19 protein-coding genes are annotated in these 22,356 nt (G+C 41.2%); 15 read left to right on the top strand and 4 right to left on the bottom strand.

Features of this window, described 5'->3' with window-relative positions; genetic code table 11:
- Positions 1 to 45: 45 nt before the first annotated feature.
- A complete protein-coding gene (locus C5Q96_RS01180; protein ID WP_106056441.1) occupies positions 46 to 936 on the bottom strand; it encodes a LysR family transcriptional regulator in 891 nt (296 codons plus the stop codon).
- Between the two features lie 162 nt (positions 937 to 1,098).
- On the opposite strand from C5Q96_RS01180, the gene C5Q96_RS01185 reads away from it, so the two are divergent.
- From C5Q96_RS01185 to hypB, 4 genes are read left to right on the top strand one after another with little or no spacing between them, the layout of a single operon-like run.
- Entirely contained in the window at positions 1,099 to 2,136 is a 1,038-nt protein-coding gene (locus C5Q96_RS01185; RefSeq protein ID WP_106056443.1) for a DUF5692 family protein, read from the top strand.
- Positions 2,137 to 2,165: 29 nt separating this feature from the next.
- Positions 2,166 to 4,958 carry an FAD-dependent oxidoreductase gene (locus tag C5Q96_RS01190; protein ID WP_106056445.1) on the top strand — a complete coding sequence of 931 codons (2,793 nt, stop codon included), beginning with the start codon at positions 2,166 to 2,168 and terminating at the stop codon, positions 4,956 to 4,958.
- A gap of 5 nt (positions 4,959 to 4,963) precedes the next feature.
- The gene (locus tag C5Q96_RS01195; RefSeq protein ID WP_106056447.1) at positions 4,964 to 5,314 is read left to right on the top strand and encodes a hydrogenase maturation nickel metallochaperone HypA; all 351 of its coding nucleotides are present in this window, start codon (positions 4,964 to 4,966) and stop codon (positions 5,312 to 5,314) included.
- 2 nt (positions 5,315 to 5,316) lie between these two features.
- Positions 5,317 to 5,985 (top strand): hydrogenase nickel incorporation protein HypB, encoded by a 669-nt coding sequence (gene hypB / locus C5Q96_RS01200; RefSeq protein ID WP_106056449.1) that lies wholly within the window; start codon positions 5,317 to 5,319, stop codon positions 5,983 to 5,985.
- 59 nt (positions 5,986 to 6,044) lie between these two features.
- Here the strand turns inward: hypB and C5Q96_RS01205 are convergent, their stop codons facing one another.
- From C5Q96_RS01205 to C5Q96_RS01215, 3 genes are read right to left on the bottom strand one after another with little or no spacing between them, the layout of a single operon-like run.
- A complete protein-coding gene (locus C5Q96_RS01205) occupies positions 6,045 to 6,557 on the bottom strand; it encodes a hypothetical protein (protein WP_106056451.1) in 513 nt (170 codons plus the stop codon).
- Between the two features lie 39 nt (positions 6,558 to 6,596).
- Positions 6,597 to 7,067, bottom strand: coding sequence for a hypothetical protein (locus C5Q96_RS01210; RefSeq protein WP_106056453.1), 471 nt, complete (start codon positions 7,065 to 7,067; stop codon positions 6,597 to 6,599).
- 54 nt (positions 7,068 to 7,121) lie between these two features.
- Positions 7,122 to 7,697, bottom strand: a complete 576-nt coding sequence (locus C5Q96_RS01215) for a hypothetical protein (protein ID WP_106056455.1) — start codon at positions 7,695 to 7,697, stop codon at positions 7,122 to 7,124.
- A gap of 154 nt (positions 7,698 to 7,851) precedes the next feature.
- Between C5Q96_RS01215 and fba the strand changes: the two genes are divergently transcribed.
- The 11 genes from fba to C5Q96_RS01270 all read left to right on the top strand — a co-directional run bounded on the left by fba (position 7,852) and on the right by C5Q96_RS01270 (position 22,252).
- Entirely contained in the window at positions 7,852 to 8,793 is a 942-nt protein-coding gene (gene fba, locus C5Q96_RS01220; protein WP_106056457.1) for a class II fructose-1,6-bisphosphate aldolase, read from the top strand.
- Positions 8,794 to 8,899: 106 nt separating this feature from the next.
- Positions 8,900 to 10,294, top strand: coding sequence for a nickel pincer cofactor biosynthesis protein LarC (gene larC, locus C5Q96_RS01225; protein ID WP_106056459.1), 1,395 nt, complete (start codon positions 8,900 to 8,902; stop codon positions 10,292 to 10,294).
- Complete coding sequence (locus C5Q96_RS01230; RefSeq protein WP_106056461.1) at positions 10,294 to 10,998, top strand: HAD family hydrolase; 705 nt, start codon at positions 10,294 to 10,296, stop codon at positions 10,996 to 10,998. The genes larC and C5Q96_RS01230 overlap by 1 nt, the downstream gene beginning before the upstream one ends.
- A 31-nt stretch (positions 10,999 to 11,029) precedes the next feature.
- Positions 11,030 to 11,518, top strand: a complete 489-nt coding sequence (locus C5Q96_RS01235; protein ID WP_158696645.1) for a zinc ribbon domain-containing protein — start codon at positions 11,030 to 11,032, stop codon at positions 11,516 to 11,518.
- A 94-nt stretch (positions 11,519 to 11,612) separates the two neighbouring features.
- Complete coding sequence (locus C5Q96_RS01240; RefSeq protein WP_245905577.1) at positions 11,613 to 12,620, top strand: serine O-acetyltransferase; 1,008 nt, start codon at positions 11,613 to 11,615, stop codon at positions 12,618 to 12,620.
- Between the two features lie 38 nt (positions 12,621 to 12,658).
- Positions 12,659 to 15,292 (top strand): translation factor GTPase family protein, encoded by a 2,634-nt coding sequence (locus tag C5Q96_RS01245; protein WP_106056465.1) that lies wholly within the window; start codon positions 12,659 to 12,661, stop codon positions 15,290 to 15,292.
- A gap of 94 nt (positions 15,293 to 15,386) precedes the next feature.
- Positions 15,387 to 16,211, top strand: a complete 825-nt coding sequence (locus C5Q96_RS01250; protein WP_106056467.1) for a deoxyribonuclease IV — start codon at positions 15,387 to 15,389, stop codon at positions 16,209 to 16,211.
- Positions 16,208 to 17,185 carry a 50S ribosomal protein L11 methyltransferase gene (gene prmA, locus C5Q96_RS01255; protein ID WP_106056469.1) on the top strand — a complete coding sequence of 326 codons (978 nt, stop codon included), beginning with the start codon at positions 16,208 to 16,210 and terminating at the stop codon, positions 17,183 to 17,185. The genes C5Q96_RS01250 and prmA overlap by 4 nt, the downstream gene beginning before the upstream one ends.
- Before the next feature lie 24 nt (positions 17,186 to 17,209).
- Positions 17,210 to 19,471, top strand: a complete 2,262-nt coding sequence (gene metA / locus C5Q96_RS01260) for a homoserine O-acetyltransferase MetA (protein ID WP_106056471.1) — start codon at positions 17,210 to 17,212, stop codon at positions 19,469 to 19,471.
- A gap of 253 nt (positions 19,472 to 19,724) precedes the next feature.
- Positions 19,725 to 21,509, top strand: coding sequence for a DUF438 domain-containing protein (locus C5Q96_RS01265; protein WP_158696646.1), 1,785 nt, complete (start codon positions 19,725 to 19,727; stop codon positions 21,507 to 21,509).
- 95 nt (positions 21,510 to 21,604) lie between these two features.
- The gene (locus tag C5Q96_RS01270) at positions 21,605 to 22,252 is read left to right on the top strand and encodes a C40 family peptidase (RefSeq protein ID WP_106056475.1); all 648 of its coding nucleotides are present in this window, start codon (positions 21,605 to 21,607) and stop codon (positions 22,250 to 22,252) included.
- The last annotated feature ends 104 nt before the right edge of the window (positions 22,253 to 22,356 follow it).

The following is a 22,356-nucleotide window of genomic DNA, read 5'->3' on the forward strand; positions in this document are numbered from 1 at the left end:
CGGGATATTACCTGCAGGCTGATGTTTTGTTTATATCACATATATTTATATTTTTTTTAATTCGAATTGCTTTAGGTAGTTTAAATATTTTTTTTCGCTTGAAGAAAGTTCATCTATAGGACGATGTCCTATACCGTATACGAATTTTATATCTGGCTCAATTGGTATAGCCTGTATATTTGAATTATTTGGTAGATTATTCGAAAATTCAACAGAGTGAAGTGAAATCCCCATTCCAGCCTTTAGTAGCTCAATACTTCCTATTGAACTACCTTCGTACGTAGGACAAAATTCAAGCCCCTGCTTAATCATTGCATCTTTAATAATAGCCTGGAGAGTGGAGTTCCTCCCAGGTATGAGTATCTTCTCGCCAGACAAATCCTTAAGTGATAGGCTGGTTTTATTAGCGAGTGGATGAGATGTATTAACTAATGCTACAAATTTAGTTTCAACCATTGGCAGAAACTCATAATTCCCAGTTAACTCACTAGGAGGAAATGCCGTAAATAGATTGTATTTTCGTTGTTTGAACATATCTAGTAAGCCTATTTCATCTGCCTCGATAAGATTAAAATTTATATCGGGTTCAGCGATCATAAATCCGATCATATACCCTGCAAGATCGTAATACTGTGGATTTGAGATAATCCCAACAACGAGTTTATTGTTATCCCTGGAGCTAAATAGCTCTAACTCACTCGAGTAAGAGTCGCATAGTCCAATTATCTTTTTTGCATAAGGCAGAAACATGATTCCTGCTTCAGTTAACCTAATTGATCGTGTCGTTCGAATAAATAATTGTGTCCCGAGTTCCTTCTCAAGAATTCTTATATGCTTAGATAATGATGATTGTGATATAAATGAATCCTCGGCAGCCTTGCTAAAATTAAGATTGCTAGCCAATAAAATAAATTCTTTTATATGTTCTGTATTCATAACGTGCCTTTCGATTAACGAAGCTATATATTCTAATATAGAATAAATACTATCATATTTTGAATTGCGGGACAACGTGAAACAAGATTACAATTGATAAAAAGATATCAATCACAGATGTCGGATAAAACGATACGAATTATTTATTGAAGGAGGCACCAAATGTTATTCCAGGTTTATGGTGATAACTCATTTTACCAGCTAATTGGATGGGTTATGGTTTTTGCAGGACTTATTATTACAAATGAGATTCAGAGAAGATCTAAGGCAGGAGGCTGTTTTTTCTTTTTCGTGTTACCGGCGGCACTCACTGCTTATTTTATCGCTATCTATATCGGTGCGGCTAATGGTGCTTCCTGGGCGCTTAAGAACCCTACATACGTTCATATGACCAGCTGGTTCCACTATGCTAAGCTCTATGCAGCTACAGCAGGATGCATAGGGTTTATGATGCTCAAATACAAGAAGGGGATTGGAAAGACTGAATGGTTTAAAGTTTTTCCGTTTGTAATCGTGGCTATTAATATAGTAATCGCGGTATGCAGTGATTTCGAGAGTGCAATAAGAGGATCTATTGCACTGGCTAATACAGGCACGAGATGGTGGTTATCCTCTGAAGGTGTATGGCTTTACGGTGGCTGGTGGAATGTAGCCAATGGTGTTGCAGGCATTATAAACATATTCTGCATGACTGGATGGTGGGGGATTTATCAGTCTAAAAAGAAAGATGATATGCTATGGCCGGATATGACATGGGCTTATATACTAGCTTATGATATTTGGAATTTTGAGTATACGTATTTAAATCTTCCAACACATTCGTGGTACTGCGGATTTGCGCTACTATTAGCACCAACTGTTGCAGCGATGTTCTGGAATAAAGGTGGATGGATTCAGAATCGTGCCAATACACTCGCTACTTGGTGTATGTTCGCACAAGTATTCCCAATGTTCCAAGATTATAGTAGATTCTCCGTAATACCAAGCTTATACGCAGATGGTTTCATGAAGTCCAATATTCACCCAACTGCCGCTGATCCTAGAGCTGGTGGAGTTGTTGCAGTCGCTTCAATTCTTATTAACCTTGCAATATTTGCATACATCGTTAAACGAGCAAAGGCTCAGGGTATTAATCCATACAAAAAAGAAGTATTTAAAGGTACACGTGACTTTGAAGAGGCTATGGCGAGAGCAGCATAATCAGATTATAGTGATTATAGGAGAGCAGTATGATTAATTACGATAAGATTAAAGGAAATAAAAAGCCAGAATGTGTTAAGGATGACGGCCCCATTCGCGAATCGATAGTTAAACTTGCTAAGATGATTACCGATAGACCTGCACAGCATCTAGGCCTTAAGAAGATTACAAAAGATGACCCGGAGTACTGGGGTTTGGCGGCCTTAATCTCGGATGAAGAGGCTGAGCTAGCGAGTAAACTCGGAGTGAGGAAACCAAAGACATTTGAAGAAATTCATAAGCTTTCGGGTATGAGTGAAGAGCAGTGCAGAGAGCTAATAGATCATATGTCTGAGCAGGGTGTCCTAGAGTATAATTGGGAGAATCTAGATGGTACAAATCCTAAAAATGAAAAGAGATACATAGTTCCTATGTTTGTACCTGGAGTTGGTGAATTTGCAGCTATGCATGAGACCAATATGAATGAGCATCCGGAGCTTGGTCGATTTTTCGAGAGGATGACGTTTCTTCCTCTTGAGAGAGTAACTAAAATTGTTCCGCCTGGGGGTGCTGGTGTTGGAATGCATGTTATTCCTGTAGAGCAAGCAATTTCAATGGAAGATACTTCTATCTCTGTTGAGCATATTTCGCACTGGCTTGAGAAATATGAAGGCAAGTATGCGGCGAGCCCATGCTCTTGTCGTAAATCTAACTGCTCATACGACGAAGGCTGCGCTGACGATTTTAACGATTGGTGCATTGCTGTCGGCGATATGGCGGATTATGTTGTTGAAACGAAGAAGGGCGGACGATACATTTCCAAAGAAGAAGCGCTTGAGATATTCAAAAAAGCAGAGGATAACGGATTCGTTCATCAGATTACTAATATTGACGGAGAGCAGAAGATATTCGCAATATGTAACTGTAATGTAAACGTATGCTATGCATTAAGAACGTCACAGCTATTTAATACTCCAAATATGTCGCGCTCATCATATGTTGCAAGCGTTGAGAAAGAAAATTGCGTTGCTTGTGGCAGATGTGTAGAGTACTGTCCAGCAGGTGCGGTTAAGCTTGGTCAGAAGCTATGCAAAGCGGACGGTTCGGAAGTTAAGTATCCAAAGAGTTCTATGCCTTCTCTAGAGAAGTGGGGCCCTGAGAAATGGGATATAGATTATAGAGACAATAACCGCATCAATTGCTATGAAACTGGAACGGCTCCATGTAAAACGGCCTGCCCTGCGCATATTGCAGTTCAGGGTTATTTAAGACTTGCGGCACAAGGAAAATATAAGGAAGCTCTGGAGTTAATAAAGAGAGAGAACCCATTTCCAGCGGTTTGCGGTAGAATTTGCAACAGAAGATGTGAAGATGCATGTACGAGAGGGACTATCGATCAGGCGGTAGCAATTGATGAAGTGAAGAGGTTTATCGCACAGCAAGATCTTGACAGCGACAGAAGATATGTCCCTGATAAGGTTATACCTAAGGTGTGTGGGGAGTTTGAGGAAAAGATTGCCATAATTGGTGGCGGGCCAGCTGGTTTAAGTTGCGCATATTATTTAGCTATAAAGGGATACAGTCCAACAATATTCGAGAAGGAACGCAGAATGGGTGGAATGCTTACCAATGGAATTCCTAGTTTTAGACTTGAAAAGGATGTTGTAGAGGCAGAAATCGATGTGCTAAAAGAACTTGGTGTTCAATTTAGATGTGGAGTTGAAGTAGGTAGGGATATCACGATTCCAGAGCTAAGGGAGCAAGGTTTCAAAGGATTCTACTTAGCTGTTGGGCTGCAGTCTGGCGGAGAGCTAGATATCAGTGGAGCTGATGCAAATGGCATAATATCTGGTATCGATTTTATGCGCAGGGTTAATCTCGGCGATGCAACTGAACTAAAAGGACGAGTGGTTGTTATCGGTGGTGGTAATATCGCTTGCGATGTTGCTAGGACAGCCATAAGACTTGGTGCAGATGCCGTGGATATGTATTCCCTTGAAGAATATGAAAAGATGCCTTGCGGTGAAGAGGATAGAAGTGAGTGTGAACGTGATGGAATAACGATTCATGGTGGATGGGGACCAATCTCTATTTCAAAAAATGAAGATAATTGTGAAGCAATATCGTTTAGAAAATGCCTCAGAGTGAGAGATGACGAAGGCAGATTTGCTCCAAGGTTTGATGATAATGATCGTGTGACTGTTAGATGTACCACCGTAATTTACTGTATAGGTCAAAAGGTAGAGTGGGGATCGATACTTGAAGGTACTGATGTTGAACTTAATGCAAATGGGACGGTAAAGGCGGATTCAGTTACATATCAGACGGACGAACCGGATATCTTTGTTGGAGGCGATGTTTACACTGGTCAGAAGTTCGCTATTGATGCGATTGCAGCAGGTAAAGAAGGGGCTGTGTCTCTTCATAGATTTGTACAGCCACGATCAAGCCTTACGATAGGGAGAGATCGCAGAAGCTTTGTTGAATTTAATAAAAAAGATATGAGCGTAAACGAAGAGTCATTCGATAATTCACCAAGAGAGAGAATTGGATATAATGAGGCACTGGCAAGGACGTTTAAAGATGAGAGAATCTCCTTTACCGAAGAGCAGGTCAAGAAGGAAACTTCAAGATGTTTATCATGTGGAGCCTCAATCGTAGACGAGAACAAGTGTATCGGATGCGGTGTATGTACTACAAAGTGTGGATTTGACGCAATTAAGCTACATCGTGAGCATCCAGAATGTTCCAATATGGTACCTAGCGAAGAAAAGATGAAACACATAATCCCATACGCAATTAAACAGGCAGTGAGAGTAAAGGTTGCAGGAAAGAAAGGTTAAATTCCATGCATGAACTTGGAGTGGTATTTCATATTATCGATGAATTGAAAGTTGTTGCAGAAGACAACAATGTGACCAGGTTTTCTAAAGTCGTCCTTGAACTTGGAGAGGTATCTTCTGTAATACCTTCATATCTTGAGGATTGCTGGAAATGGGCATCTGCAAAACATGAATTTGTTTCAAATGCGGAGCTCTTGATTGAAACTATTCCGGCAGTTACTTACTGTGAGACATGTGCTCGTGAATATTCAACCGTAAAGCATGGACGTACTTGCCCATATTGTGGGAGTGGGAATACTTATTTGATACGCGGGAATGAATTTATGATTAAGGAAGTAGAAGTACCAGAGGTTTAGAGATGGATAAAGTAAAGGTAATTGAAGTAAGGGAAAGCGTTTTTGCAAATAACGATAGAGAGGCGGATAGGGTACGAGAGAAACTAAAATCTAAGAAGACATGTTTAATAAATCTAATGTCATCACCTGGTGCTGGTAAGACCACTACTCTTCGCAGGTTAATTGGTGATTTGAGTACTGAAATTTCAATTGGGGTAATGGAGGCAGACATCGATTCTACTGTAGATGCGGAGGCTATCGCTGAAACTGGAGCAAAGGCTATACAGATACATACAGGTGGGATGTGTCACCTTGACGCTGGAATGACTGAGCAAGGGCTTGATGAGATAGGATATGAAGAGTTTGATCTGTTGGTACTCGAAAATGTTGGCAACCTAGTATGTCCTGCGGAGTTCGATACCGGTGCCGCTTTCAATATGTCGATTTTATCTGTTCCAGAAGGCCATGATAAACCACTTAAATACCCTCTCATGTACGAGGTGTGTAAAGCACTCGTTATTAATAAGGTTGATGTGTTGCCGTATTTTGATTTTGATATGGAAAAATTAATGGAATATGCAACAATGAGAAATCCAAGCATCAAGATATTCCCCGTTTCTGCTAAGACTGGAGAAGGCTTTGAAGAGCTCGAGGCATGGCTGAAATCTGAAGTAGCAATGTGGAATTCATAAAAAACAGCAGCCCTCAGGATATCACATGTGGGCTGCTATTTTTATTTCTGATTGTGAAGCTATCTCTCTATATGCTCGTTAATAATGTCTATATAGCGATCAAGCCTCGGTAATAGTAGTTTTTGAATAATCTTTTCAAACCTATTACGCGTAGGTATCGCAAATACAAATGTCACAGCTATTAATAAAGCTCCTACTATATAGCATATTATAGCAAGTGGTAACATTTCTGTAATAATCTGAGCCATGATACCTATCAGGAAAAGAAGACCACTCTCAACAAACAAAAATATTGGTAGTGGAGCCTTATATCCTCTGGGCTCAGCTTCATATGATAGGTTTGAAGTTCCACCGGACGTCGAAACGATATCGAATTTTAAAGTTTTTATGTTGATCAATAAACCGGAAAGATTTCTACCTTCGGGAGTTTTTTGCAGAGTCTTTATCGCTTTACGATCTAAAGAATAACTTTGAGGGTTGTCTACCCCTTTGTATGAAAGGAGTCCCTTAAGAGCGATTTGAACGACTTCGGCTGGAGCGTTAATATTTACATTCCCTTTTAATATATTCATTATATATTACTCCTTAAACTTTGATTGCTAAGCAGAGCTTTAATTATCCTTCTTTTCGCTATACATTAGCCAGATGATAAACGCTATTTCAGCGATTGAAGCTAATACGCCTAAAATCAGAGCTAGGCTTCCGATTACAAGGATAAAAATGCAGATTAATACTCCAAATATATCCAGGAGCATAGGAATCAAGTAGAGCGCTTGTCTTATCTTTATATCAAAATTATCATTTAAATCAGCTGCGTTATTTAAGCATAGTGCTAATACCGTAACGGATGCGATCAATAATAATATAAAGACAAATCCCATGAACATCAGCTTGAATAGCGTAGTTATATCCTGATAGAAGAAGTAACTATTACCGACTACGATGTCATTTGATATGGATGTTCCTAGGGTAAGATAAAGCACGATACGTATTACTGCGAAACAAATGTATGCTATTAACGATCGTTTAATTGACTTTTCTAGCTTTTCTTTCGAATAAAACTTAGTCTCTATGTTTTTCATATCTCTTTTTTGCAAATATCTCTTCAGTTCTAATAAATCGCGTTTAAGCTATGATTATGCTTCGGTGTTATCCGAAGTGCTATTGTCTTCAGACTTAACTTCGTAATCGACATCGACAGGTGCAGCTTCAGTTTCTTGTTCAGCTGGTACAGCCTCTACCTTCTGTACAGGTGCAGCCTGAGTAGAATTATCATTATCAGAAGACTTCTTAAGTTCTGCAACTGCGCCAAAATCAAGGTTGCTTTCAAAGTTGCTCTCGCCCTGCAGCTTTCTGAACTGGGTGATCGATACTCCGCAGAGAATCCATGTGATAATTCCAAGTACGAGTCCGAGTAATGCGAGTATACCGGCTATAACAGCTCCGACGATGAGCAGTATAAATCCGGTGTTCTTACCATGGTTCTTGGTCATAAGTACTGCTGAGCAAATGGTAACTACCAATGATACGATGAAGAGACCGATAAGTGTGGCTCTCTGTAAAGTGAACATCTCCATGTAATAACCGCTTAATCCGAAATTAGATGTTAGATACGAGTTAGTAATTTTAATTACTATAAACGCTACTACTGTGGCGATTATGAGTACGCTGTTGAGAATTATACCTTTCTTTGCAATGCTCTGTTCTGTCATAACTATTCCTTTCTTAACAAAAAAATATCTACTAAATTGTAACATATTTGAGCAAATGCACATAGTTTTTAATCTACATTCTGTGTGTTATAATGTAAATTAATCATGAGGGTTACGGTCATTTGAAATTCGAACCGAGAAAGGGAGGTTATTAATGGCACTTGTAACAACAACAGAGATGTTTAAGAAAGCATACGATGGAGGATATGCTATCGGAGCTTTTAATGTTAATAATATGGAAATTGTACAGGGAATCACCGAAGCTTGTAAGGAGGAGAATTCACCTGTGATACTTCAGGTGTCAAAGGGTGCTCGCTCTTATGCTAGCCATACTTATCTCATGAAGCTCGTTGAGGCAGCGGTTATGGATTGTCCTGACATTCCAATTGCACTTCACCTTGATCACGGTCCGGACTTCGAGACTTGTAAGTCATGCATAGATGGTGGGTTTACTTCTGTAATGATTGACGCTTCTTCAAGACCATTTGAAGAGAATATTGAAATTACTAAGCAGGTTGTGGATTATGCGCATAAGTATGGCGTTGTAGTTGAAGCTGAGCTTGGCACACTTGCAGGCATTGAAGACGATGTGGTTGTTTCAGCGGAAGATTCATCATATACTCGACCTGAAGAGGTTGAGGAGTTTGTGCGTAGGACCGGCTGTGATTCACTTGCAATTGCTATAGGAACGAGTCATGGAGCATTTAAGTTTAAACCGGGTACTAAGCCACAGCTAAGATTTGACGTGCTTCGCGAGTGCGAGAAGAAGCTGCCAGGATTCCCAATAGTACTTCATGGAGCATCGTCTGTTCCACAGGAGTATGTGCACATGATAAATACTTACGGTGGAGCGATGAAGGATGCGATAGGTGTTCCGGAGGATCAACTAAGAGAAGCTGCTCGTTCGGCAGTATGCAAGATTAATATAGATTCAGATCTTAGACTAGCGATGACAGGCTCAGTTAGGAAGCATCTTGTTGAGTGCCCTGCAGATTTTGACCCTAGGCAGTATCTGAAGCCTGCAAGAGCTAATATCAAGGAGCTTGTAAGGCACAAGATTGTAAATGTTCTTGGCTGTTCAGGAAAAGCGCTATAATACTTGAAAAATATCATTTTACGAGGTTAAGAGCATTGCGCAGAGCGCAATGCTCTACTATTATAGACATATGAAAAAAATAATTACATTTGTTTAAGAGGTTTAGATGAAAATAATTTATTTTGACTGCGCGACTGGTATCAGTGGCAATATGGCTATTGGAGCACTTTTAGAGATCTGTGATGGTGAGCAATATTTGAGAGATGAGCTCGCCAAGCTTGGAGTTCCAGGATATCAATTAAATGTAATTAAGAGGGATTCTCATGGAATTGACGGAACATATGTTGAGGTATTAGAGGCTAATACAGGAATACCAGTTGATGCAATACATGATGGGAACAAGAATGTAGGTAGCAGTGCTACTCTGGGGCTCCATCACGGACATACCCATAGTCATCATCACGAGCTTGATTCCAGCCCAGAACACCACTCTCATGGTCACTATCACGACCATGAACATGACCACTCTTTAGACAATCACTGTCATAATCATCAAGATGACAACGATAATAATCACAATCACAATCATGTTCATAGGACATATGCTGATATTAAGCAAATAATAGAAGGCAGTGGAATTACAGAAGCTGCAAAGGAACTTTCTAGATCCATGTTTCAGAAAGTTGCAGCTGCTGAAGCGGCAGTTCATGGTAAGCCGATAGATGAGGTTCATTTCCACGAGGTTGGGGCTATTGATTCGATAGTTGACATTGTCAGTGTAGCGATTTTGATGGATTACATAAATCCAGACAGAGTTATATCAAGTGTTGTTTCTGACGGATACGGCACGATTAAGTGTGCGCATGGGGTGCTAAGCGTTCCAGTGCCGGCAACATCGATGATGTATAAAAATGAAAAGATTAGATTTAAGCAAATCGAAGTTCCAACGGAACTCGTAACACCTACGGGAGCAGCGATTATATCTACTTTTGCCGAGTCATATGGTCTGATGCCGGAGATGAATCTAAATAAAATAGGTATCGGAGTTGGCAGCCGCAATATCGGTGGACCTAATACACTTAGGGTTTTTCTCGGAGAAGATGTAACAGCAGATGGCGAGACTCAGAATGATGATATCATAGTTATAAACTCCAATATCGATGATTCAAGTGGCGAGGACCTCGGATATGTGCTCGAGAAACTTATGGATGCAGGTGCTCTTGATGTTTCATATTCTCCAATCTTTATGAAGAAAAATAGACCTGCGTATAGGCTCGAAGTTATATGTAGGGCCGAAACTAGAGAGAAACTCAGCGAAATCATCTTTGATGAAACAACTACAATCGGTGTTAGATATTATCCCGTGCAGCGTGAGGAACTTACGAGGGTTAGAACTCTGGTGGATACTGAGCTAGGGCAGATTGAAGCAAAGCAGGTCTCGACGCCATCTGGGCACACGTACACATATCCGGAGTACGAGAGCATGAAGGCTATAGCTTCAGAGCTTGGGATATCTATAAAGTCAGTGCGAGCTGCATTTGAGAAGGGATTGAGAGATTGATGTATAAAGCTGCAATTTTTGATATGGATGGAACTATTCTTGATACCATAACGGATCTCAAGGACAGCACCAATCATGCGCTTAAAGTAAACGGGCATAGATGTGATTACAATGTGAGAGACGCAGCAAGATTTTTTGGTAGCGGAGTAAAGGTTGCCATGGCTAGGGCGCTAGCGACTGAAGCTGGATACAGCGACGATGAGGTTGATCTCATAGGTGTCGAGACATCCTATGAGGGTGACGAAGCTGAGCTAGTAGCGGTAATTAACTCATTTGAGGAATGGTACCCTGATCATTGTGATGAGAAGACGAAGCCTTTTGAAGGCGTGATCGAAGCGATTAATTATTTGAGGAGTAAAGGGATAAGGACAGCAGTAGTGTCCAACAAGATGCATGAGGCTGCGGTGATTCTTGCTGATAGATACTTCCCCGGAATTTTCGAATATGTTCAGGGTGTAGATGACAAAATCAGGAGGAAGCCTAATCCAGACGCAACACTTAGGATACTTGAACTCATGGGTATTGACCAAGATGAGGCAGTGTATATAGGCGATACCGAGGTAGATATCAAAACTGCACATAATGCAGGGTTAAAATGCATAAGTGTCGATTGGGGATTTAGAAACAGAAAGTTTTTAGAGAGTGCTAGAGCTAACCTGATTTGCTCCGACATGGAGGCACTGGTTGCAGCTATTACTAAATAGCATATATTGCTGATAATTTATGGAGGAAAATGTGGGAGCGACTAAGCTGAATTGCACCGGAGAGTGTATGTTTGTCGTAAATAAAAAGGTGTCTAGAGCTAATTCGTTTAATTTTGTTTGCGACTATGTTCTCATTGGAGATGATAAGGGACCAATAGATGGAGCGCGAATCAACGCTAACGAACAGCTTTACGCAGTGTTATTTTACGAAAAGCGCTATTTTATATCTCTTATTGTAAAGAAGCCAACACCATATGCCATTTCTCTAGTGTTCCGGAATAGGGCGGATTACGATGATGTGCTTGCGCTGCTCGAAATGACTGCTAATGAAACTAGATTTAGCCGCCAGGATTTCAAGATTTCTAGCTATGCGAACAGGATTATTGATAAGCTTCGAGATGGAGTAGAGCTTGCTATTATGGATGCCGTCGATAAATCCAATGTCACGGTCTGTCCAGAGTGCGGTGTTGAGGTGCAACCTGGAGCTTTGTACTGCATGGAGTGCGGGGCTGAGCTCTAAATATAGAATCATATATGACGATACTAATCGTATATAAAATCTACACTGATGGGATATAGGAGTGCTGCGTAAGGTTTATAGAGAGGAGACTTAAGTGGATAAAGATACAATGATGATGGAGACTTGTCATGCTAGTGACACTAGAATTACTGAAGAAATCGATAAGGATATGAGTGATTTGGCTGAGCAGCTCCTAGAAGATTATAAGCAGGATCGTGACATCGATGCCATTAGAATGTATGAACTACCTGAGCAGAAAGCCATTAAGGAAATCATTCGTGAGCTGATGATGGTGCTTCTTCCAGGATATTATCGTGAGAAATCTTATCGAACTTATAGTGTAGATAAGAAAATTCTTGTCATTCTAGAAGATGTGATGTTCATGATGACTAAACAGATAGAAAAAGCCTTACTTCATAGACCAGAGTTTGAAGATGCATGCATAGCGATTAGGCAGGATGAGGCTAAGAAAATTGTAAAATTGTTTTTTAAGCAGATTCCTAAGATCAGAGAATTTCTTAATACTGATATAATTGCCACATATGACGGAGATCCTGCGGCAAACAGCAAGGATGAAATCGTTCTCGCGTACCCGGGGCTTTATGCTACAGCTATTTATAGGCTTGCTCATGAGCTTCATGAACTGGATGTTCCGCTAATTCCAAGGATTATGACTGAGTATGCGCACAGAAAAACCGGTGTGGATATCCATCCAGGAGCAACGATTGGAAAATACTTCTGTATGGACCATGCAACGGGCGTAGTAATAGGATCAACCTCCGTAATCGGCGAACACGTTAAGGTATATCAAGGGGTTACCATAGGTGCTCTTTCTACAAAGGCGGGTCAAAAGCTTCATGGAACAAAGAGGCATCCAACAATTGAGGACAATGTTACACTGTACTCTGGAGCATCCGTACTAGGTGGAAATACTGTAATCGGAGAGGGTGCTGTAATCGGAGGAAATGCATTCGTAACAAAGTCCGTAGATCCTCATACGACTGTAACAATTAAGACTCTTGAAATGGTTTATGACAAGCAGTCGCACAAGGCGGGGCAGGAGAAAGAACGTAAGCAGGACGAGTGGTTTTACGTGATTTAACCAGATTTATTTATAAGAGAAAATTTTTAGGAGGGAGCATGAGTAAGCAGCTGACACTTGGGATATTGGCACATGTTGATGCGGGTAAGACTACGCTCAGTGAAGCCATGCTCTATACCGCTGGAACAATAAGAAAACTAGGACGAGTCGACAATGGCGACTCGTTCTTCGACAATTATGAGGTTGAAAAAAATCGCGGGATTACTGTTTTCTCAAAGCAAGCGAGACTAAACTGGAATGATAGTCAAATCACCATACTCGATACACCTGGTCATGATGATTTTTCGGCTGAAATGGAGAGAGTTCTCGATGTAATAGACTATGCATTACTAGTTGTTAGTGGCGTAGATGGACCTCAAAGCCATACAGAGACAGTCTGGAGGCTACTCAGAACACGAAAAATTCCGACGTTTGTATTCATCAATAAGATGGATCTTGCTATCGCTGATAGGCACGAACAGATCAGCCGCATCAAGGGCAGACTTGGTGAAGGATTCGTCGATTTTAGTGTAGGTAATAACGACGAAGATTTTATAGATGGTGTAACATTTTATTCTCCGGAGCTTGCGGAGGATTTTTTGAACAATCTTAAATTGTCGGAAGAAGGTGTCCGAAGGGCAATCCGAGAGTGCCAGATATTTCCGTGCTTATTCGGATCAGCTCTCCACCAAGATGGGGTAGATAAATTGCTCGATGTAATATCGACATACACCTGCGGCTTTGATGAACTTAGAGGAGGAACCTCATCAGATGATAAAATGGGGGCGCTGGTCTATAAGATAGCCCGTGATCAAAGGGATGAGCGAATCTCATTTATACGAGTAATGCAAGGTGTACTTCACCTAAAGGATAACGTCGCAGTCAGAACTGAAAGCGGTGAACTACTGCATGAAAAGATCAATCAGATAAGAATTTACTCCGGTCAGAAATATACGATGGTAGATTCAGCATCTCCTGGCGATATATGCGCAATAACTGGTGTAAACTCATCAAGAGCAGGCGGGGGAATAGGAGCACTTGCGGAGGATGAGACGAGAAACGGGATAATTGAACCATACCTTTCTTATATAATCATTCCAGAAGAACGCGTGGAGCAAAACAAGTTTGTAGCGGATATGAGAGTGCTCGAAGAAGAAGACCCAAAGCTGCATATTTCCGTAGAGCAGGGTCTCCGTGGTGTTAATATCAGGCTTATGGGCGAGGTTCAGCAAGAGATTCTTGAAACTCAGATAATGAACAGGTTTGGATATAGAGTGCGCTTTGAGGCAGGAAATATAATCTATAAGGAGACTGTAATAGAGGCAGCTGAAGGCATTGGTCACTTCGAACCACTTAAGCATTATGCTGAAGTACATCTAATTATTAGACCAGGTGAGCGCGGAAGTGGTATCGTCACAGATAGCATTATTCCAGAGGATGTTTTAAGTAGAAATTGGCAAAATTTAATATTATCGCATCTAGATGAGAGGGTATTTCGTGGCGTGCTGATTGGAGCCCCGCTCACAGATGTGCGCATTACATTAGCTGCGGGAAAAGCTCATGAAAAACACACTGAAGGGGGAGATTTTAGGCAGGCCACTTATAGAGCGGTTAGAAATGGACTTCTGCGTGGTAATTGCCGGATACTAGAACCTTGGTTTAGCTTTGAGATAAAACTGCCTAGTGCTAATATTGGAATGGCTATGACCGATATAGGAAATGCTTCCGGGTCGTTTAGTGAGCCAATTATTGATGGTGATATGTCTACTTTGAAAGGGAAAGCGCCTGCAGTATCATTAATTGACTATCAGAGAAAGCTTACTTCTTACACAGGTGGTAGAGGGCATATTAGCTGCATGCTAATTGGATATGACTTTTGTCATAATGAATCAGAAGTTATTGAGGAGTCCAAGTACGAACAAGATAAGGATGAAACAGAAACAGGAGATTCAATATTCTGTTATCACGGGGCTGGGAGGACTGTCAAATGGGATGAGGTTCAAGACTATATGCATCTGCCCTTTGTTCTCGAGGAAGAAAAGGATTCTGGTTTAAGCGAAGATTCCGCTAGAGCTGAAACAATGGCGGCTGGCCGCAAACTAGCGAGCGATGCAGAGCTGCTGGCGATATTTGAGAGGACGTACGGAAAAATTTCAAATGGAACTCTAGTAAAGCATAAGACAAAACCGAAAGAGTCCGAATATCGAGCTATGGAGCAGCAGAAGCGTTCACTTCATAGACTTGAAAGAATTGGAAAGCCAGATACTCACTTCGTTATAGATGGCTATAACCTTATAAATGCTGATGAGCATATGAAAGAACTTTCTAAGGCTGATATTGGGGCGGCCAGGGATCATCTGATAAATATTCTTGCGAATTATCGCGGATATCTAGGATGCAAGATGACTATCGTCTTTGATGCGTACAGAGTGCCATACAGCTTTGGAAGAAAATATAAAGTAAGTGATACCGAAGTCGTGTATACTAAGGAAAATGAGACAGCAGATGCATATATCGCTGAGCTTACAAAAGAGATTGGTAAGCGAGAAAGTATTACGGTGGTATCATCTGATGCACTAGTTCAAGAGATGTCGCTAGGACACGGCGCTCTCAGGATATCATCTCGGGAATTCCTTCTTGATATCGAAACAGCTCTGCAGGAGATTAGGGAGTTCCTCGATGAAAATAGATAGGAAAATTGATTAGAAGAATAGAATTAACATTATAGTTACAAAATATTAGACATAATTGTAAGGCTAGAAGTAAAGAGGCAGAAAGGGACTATTGATGGAGAAATATTTGGGATGCCACCTATCGTCTTCGGATGGGTTTGAAGCGATGGGAAAAGCTGCACTATCAATTGGTGCAAATACATTTGCGTTTTTTACTAGAAATCCACGTGGTGGAAAGGCGAAGGCAATAGATGAAGCCGATGCACAGGCTTTGATGAAGCTGATGGATGAGCATAACTTCGGAAAGCTTGTAGCCCATGCACCGTACACGCTAAATCCATGCTCGGGTAAGGAAAGCGTGAGGGAATTTGCACGAACATGCATGCTAGAAGATCTAAAGCGAATGGAATATTTGCCAGGAAACTACTATAATTTCCATCCTGGCAGTCACGTTGGCCAAGGCAGTGAACTGGGAATACAGATGATTGTTGATACGCTTAACCACGTGATGTGGGAGGACCAGCATACAGTAGTGCTACTCGAGACAATGGCTGGCAAGGGTAGTGAAATAGGTAAGAATTTTGAAGAGCTTCGTCAGATTATCGATGGCGTAAAAATCAAAGACAAGATAGGTGTTTGCCTTGATACATGCCATATAAGTGATGCGGGATATGATGTAAAGAACGACTTCGCTGGAGTGCTGGAAGAGTTCGATAGAATTATAGGGCTAGATAGACTATGTGCGCTACATATCAATGATAGCAAGAATCCTATGGGGGCAGCAAAGGATAGACATGAGAAGATTGGTGACGGAGAAATAGGTCTTGATGCGATGCTGTCAGTAGTTAATAATCCACATATTATAGGGCTTCCATGCATCCTCGAGACTCCGCAGGAAGACCTCGAAGGCTATGCAAGAGAGATTGAGACACTTAGATGAAATATTACGAAATAAAAATTGCAGTATCGGAGCTCGGAATTGAACCGATGCTGGCAGCGCTTATCTGTGAAGGTATAGAGACTGCAGAAGTAAACGATCCAGCAGATGCTCTATTTATGAATGATCAACTTGGTGAGACAGATTATCTAGCACCAGAGGATTTTAAAAGGGAGAGTAGCAAGTCGCCAAGCATTGTAGTATATGCAGCGGATGATATGACAGCTGATAGTACTATTAATGCGGTGAAGAAGGCGGCCAAAATAGTTAGAGAAAATGCAGAAAAAGGTCTATTCGGCACTGTTACTGATCTCGGCACATTGAAGGTAACGGTCAATATCAGGGGCGACGAAGAGTGGAAAGACCGTTGGAAGGAATTTCTTAAACCAGCTGCACTTGGATTTAGCTACATAGCTGCCCCTCCATGGGTAGATATTGCTGACTATTCAAAGGAATTTGAACCTGATAGAGAGATTATACGCATAAATCCAGGCATGGCCTTTGGAACTGGTCTTCATGAGACCACTTCGCTATCAGCAGATTTGCTAGAATCGTATATCAATGAGGGCGATAAGGTTCTAGACGTAGGCTGCGGCACAGGCATATTATCTACATTAGCTAGTAAGCTCGGAGCTAGTGAAGTGCTAGGTATAGACATAGATGATGAGGCAGTGGCAGCTTCGATAGAAAATAGCGAGGCTAATGACGTACATAATGTGGTCATTAAAAAGGCTGATTTGACAGAAGGAGTGGACTTTAAGGCCGATATAGTAGTAGCCAACCTTCTTACAAATCTTGTCATTCGTCTCACGGGTGATATCCGTAATCACCTCGATAGTGGCGGAAGATACATAATGTCTGGTATACTAACTACTCAGCAGGATAAGGTGATTGCAGCACTTAAGGAGAACGGTTTTGAAATGCTAGCAGTTGCTGAACTAGGAGAATGGTGTGCCATCGCAGCTGAACTAATATAAAAGGGGTTTTGGGAGGAGAATAAAATGCCAATTAAAGTACCAAATAATTTACCGGCGATAGAGACGCTTACTAATGAAAACGTGTTCGTAATGACGGATACGCGTGCCATGACGCAGGATATGCGTCCGCTTCACATACTTCTTCTCAACCTCATGCCGACAAAGATTGACACTGAAACGCAGATTACGCGTATGCTCAGTAACACACCACTGCAGGTGGAACTCGAGCTTCTGCAGACCGCAACACATAAACCTCACGTTACTTCTCAGGAGCATATGCTGGCATTTTACAAGACGTTCAGCGACGTAAAGAATGAATATTACGATGGAATGATTATCACAGGTGCTCCGATAGAGCTACTTGAGTTTGAAGAGGTTAATTACTGGGAAGAACTCTGTGAGATAATGGAATGGTCTAAAACTCATGTTCACAGTACATTTCACATATGCTGGGGAGCTCAGGCAGGGCTTTACTATCACTATGGAATAAATAAGAAAAGACTTCCAAAGAAGCTATCAGGAGTATACAAGCATACACTTAAAACTAAACGCAGCATGCTATTTAGAGGTTTTGATGATGAATTCTATGTTCCCCAATCCAGGAATACAACTGTAGATGAGGAGGACATCGATAATACTCCAGGAATTACTGTTCTTTCCACCTCAGAAGAAGGCGGTGTTTTCTGCGTTAAGTCAGATAATGATAGACAGATTTTCGTTACGGGGCACACTGAGTATGATTGGAATACACTCCTTAAGGAGTATGTAAGAGACAAGGAAGCAGGTATTAATCCGGAGATTCCTGCAAATTATTTCCCTGATGATGACGATTCGAAAACACCTGTGGTTCGCTGGAGGTCTTCCGGGAGCCTTCTGTTCTCAAATTGGCTGAACTATTTTGTATATCAGTCAACTCCGTACGATATAAAGCTCATACATAACGAGGATCTTGCCCCTGCGCTTAGAAACAACTCTGAACTAACAGTAGCGAAGTTTGGAGGATCGTCACTTGCAACGGCAGAGCGCATTAGAAATGCTGCGGAAGTAGTACGTCAAAATAAAGCACGACGCTACGTAGTCGTTTCGGCACCAGGAGTTCATGACGATGAAAAGATTAAGATTACAGATCTTCTGATTTCTGCTCACGAAAACCCAGATGAATTCGATACCAAGATGACTCAGGCCCGAAATCGATTCAAGAACCTTGCAATTGGACTAGGTTCAGAGATTAATATCGATGAGATCTTTGATAAGATAATTGAAAATTATAAGGATTCTAGGTGCCGAGATTATCTCATCAGCAGAGGGGAGTTCATAACTGCCCAGCTTATGGCTGAACAGCTTCAGTATGATTTTGTAGACGCAGCTGAAGTTATTAAGTTTGATGACACGGGGAAGCTGCTTGATGATGCGACGAGAAAAAACATCGAGAAGCTTATTAAAAATCATAAGAGAATAGTATTTCCTGGATTCTATGGTTCAAATGAAACGGGGGAAGTTGTGACCTTCTCGAGAGGTGGATCAGACATCACTGGCGCGATTATAGCATCAGCGGCAAAGGCTGATTTATATGAGAATTGGACAGATGTGCCTGGACTACTGATGGCGGATCCTCGCATTGTGAAACATCCGCTCAGTGTTCCTGTAATTATATACAAAGAACTTAGGGAGCTTGCGCTCAGAGGCGCTGAAGTTCTCCACGAAGATGCCGTTAGACCTGTGAGCCAGTGCGGAATTCCAATCAATATCAAGAGTACACTAGAGCCAGAAAAGCCTGGCACTCTCATAGTTAAGAATGCTGACTCATACGAGAACCGCCTTGAAATTTCCAGTATAACCGGTAAGAAGGGATACTCTTCAATTCTCATCGAGCGAGAAAAACTAAATGACAATCCAAAGTATCGTGAGAGAATACAGAATATCCTCGATGAGTTTAACATCACCGTTGAAAGTGAGCAGCTTGGGCTCGACTCGTTCTCGGTCATCGTCGGTTCAGAAAGTGTAGCTAACTGTGAGGAAGAGCTAACGGAGAGGCTAAGAAGCGCAACTGATGCTGATGAGATCACTATCTCCACGGGTATTGCAGCGATAGCTGTAGTTGGGAGGAATATTTCAGGAGAAGTTTCTGTTGCGATGAAGATATTTGAAGCATTATCCAGTGCTCATGTTAATGTAAGGTTCATCGATCATGCACCAGAGCGTATCAGCGTGCAAGTAGGTGTATCGGAATCCGATTATCAGAGAGCTATTAGAGCTATATACAATGCCTTCGTTGTGAAAGCATAATGCGAAGAAAATTAGATGCTAACTAAATCGTTATCTGAAGTGAATGAACTTCAGATAACGGTTGGAAAGCGTCTTTTTTGTTATTATCAAGAATTTTTTCTAAATAACAATAAATTGTAACATCTGTTACGGAGATTAGATGCATTTAATGTATAATGTATATACAATAAAAAGTAGATTAAACACAATATGACGGCCACAACATCGGCGGATTATGAAAAAAGATAAGATTAATTTAAAGGAGGAAATAGAAATGGCTGAAAAAGTATTAGATATGAAGAAAAATGTACACGATCTGGCTACAGAATACCCAGAGGTGATAGATATCATGATTGAGCTCGGATTTAAGGATATCTCTAATCCAGTTGCTCTTAATACCATGGGAAGGGTGATGACAATTCCAAAGGGATCACAGATTAAGGGAATAGACCTGGATTCAATTGTATCTCTGTTTGAAGAAAAGGGGTTTGAGGTTATAAATGTTCCTGAGCTAAAGAAGAAGGAAACAGCTAAAACCCCTGGGGCTAAAGAAGAATCATCAAAGCCGGCATTCGATATCAATAAACTAAATATTCCTGATTTTGCAAAGGCTTACATCAGAGAAGACGGAACTGTGGATGTAGATAAAGTACCTGATTTCGTAAAGAACTTTCTAGATGCTGATGGAAGAATCGATCCAAGCAAACTCCCATCTTTTACATCAGGTAGTGATGCGAAGCGTGGAGAAGAACCTGCATCTGAGGAAACTAATAAGCCTAAGAATGCTAGTGAGAGAGAGGTTCTGCTTCGTAGCTACATAGAGAGACTTACTAAGGGCGAGGATCTAGAGACTGTAAGAAAAGAGTTCGTACAGAACTTCAAAGAAGTTGATGCCCTTGAAATTGCTAATGCGGAGCAGCATCTCATAAAAAGCGGAGTTCCTTACCAGGAGGTTCAGAAGCTTTGTGATGTGCATTCCGCACTATTCCACGGCTCAACTAAGCAGGAAAAGATTATGAATGCTGAGAAAGCCGTTGCAGCATCAAAAGAAGCTGCTCAGAGAAGAATGAATGGCGCAAATGATCGAAAAGCGGCGGAAATTAAGGCTCAGACGCTTATCGCTGAACCTGGACATCCGTTAAATGTGCTGACTCTCGAGAACGAGGGAATTGCTGAACAGATTGCAGTAATTAACAAGCTATTTGAGGAAGGTGCGGACCGTTCTGTAATTACCGATGAACTAAACAAACTTCGTGATGTCTCTATTCACTATGCAAAGAAAGGCGACATAATCTACACGATACTTAAGAGTAGATACGATGTAACAGGCCCATCTGATGTAATGTGGACAGTCGATGATGAAATCAGAGATGAACTAAGACATGTTACCGATGGAACATTATCCGATGAGGAGTGGATAGAGAGATCCCAGGCAGTTGTTAAGCGAGCAGATGAGATGATCTATAAGGAGTCAAACATCCTGTTCCCAATCTGCGTACAGTTCTTCAAAGATGAAGAGTGGGAAGAAGTAGGGCGTGATCTCAAGGAATATGATTACTGTCTACTCAAGGAAGAACCGGCTGAATGGGATAAAGCTTCTAAGGAGGATTATACGCATAGAGCAGCTAAAGAAGGTAAGAATGGGGCTACTGCAAATGATGGAGACATCATATTCGCGAGTGGACACATGACTCAGTACCAGCTTGAGGCGATGTTAAATACCATTCCTCTCGAGTTAACATTTGTAGATCACGTGGATATGAACAGATACTACAATGATAACGGTGAGAAGAAACTATTCAAGAGACCAATAAGCTCGCTCGATAGAGAGGTGTATACTTGCCATCCACCAACGATTGAGCCGATGGTTCGCAGCATAATATCTTCATTTAAATCAGGTGCGCAAGACAAGGTAGAGGTATGGATGAATAAAGGCGGAAGCGATGTCCTCGTGAGCTACAGGGCTGTTCGAGACGCGAATGGTGAATATGTAGGAACTCTTGAATGCGTACAGGTGATGGACGAAATCATGGAACACTACAAGGAGAAGTTCCAGTAAGAATTTATATAAAAACTACACATGCCATACCGGATATTTTATGATAATATAGTATCCACTATATTATTTAGAACAGAAGGATTGGGAAAGCACGTATGGTATCAAAGCTAAGAACAGCTTTTAAGAATATTAAGGTGATAGTCGTTACTGAATTGCTACTCATGGTAGTGATGGTATCGACTATTGTCGTTAAAGCAGATGCTATAAATGACCGACGTGTTGTGACTAAGTATCTAAACGTGGCCACGCTCAGGACAATTAGCTCTGATAATAAATCAAGCGAATCGACTGGTATGAAGGCGACAATCACTAATGCTGAGACCGAGCGGAATATCAAGGTGGCAGAGGACAAGCGGGTGAGTGTAATTTCATTTGCGAGGCAGTTTATCGGTAAGCCGTATGTGCTCGGTGGGAAGAGCCTCACCAACGGATGTGATTGTGCTTCATTCATAACACTTGTATATAAGGAGTATGGTTACAACTGGAAGATGGGTTCGGTTAATACGCTCTATGATAATTGCGGTGGTACACTTGTGTCAGTAGATGATATGAAGCCAGGGGATATAATTTTCTTTGGCAGAGGTACTAGGAGACTTCACGTTGCAATGTATGCGGGAAATGGCCGCGTTGTACACGCTATGGATCCAGCACATGATATTTGTGAGATTGATCTCTATAAGCCAGGTACTAAGAATACCTATAGCGGCAAGAGTATATTGGCAGTTAAGAGGATAATTAACTAGAATTTTACTGAGTGTGTGAAGTCAGGGCTAAAAATGAAACCATTGTATGATGAGCAGGTGTGCAGTTTTCTGCACTATCTTATTAAAAAAACGACTCCTTTTGT

Source organism: Mogibacterium diversum (genome assembly GCF_002998925.1).
Taxonomy (GTDB): domain Bacteria; phylum Bacillota; class Clostridia; order Peptostreptococcales; family Anaerovoracaceae; genus Mogibacterium; species Mogibacterium diversum.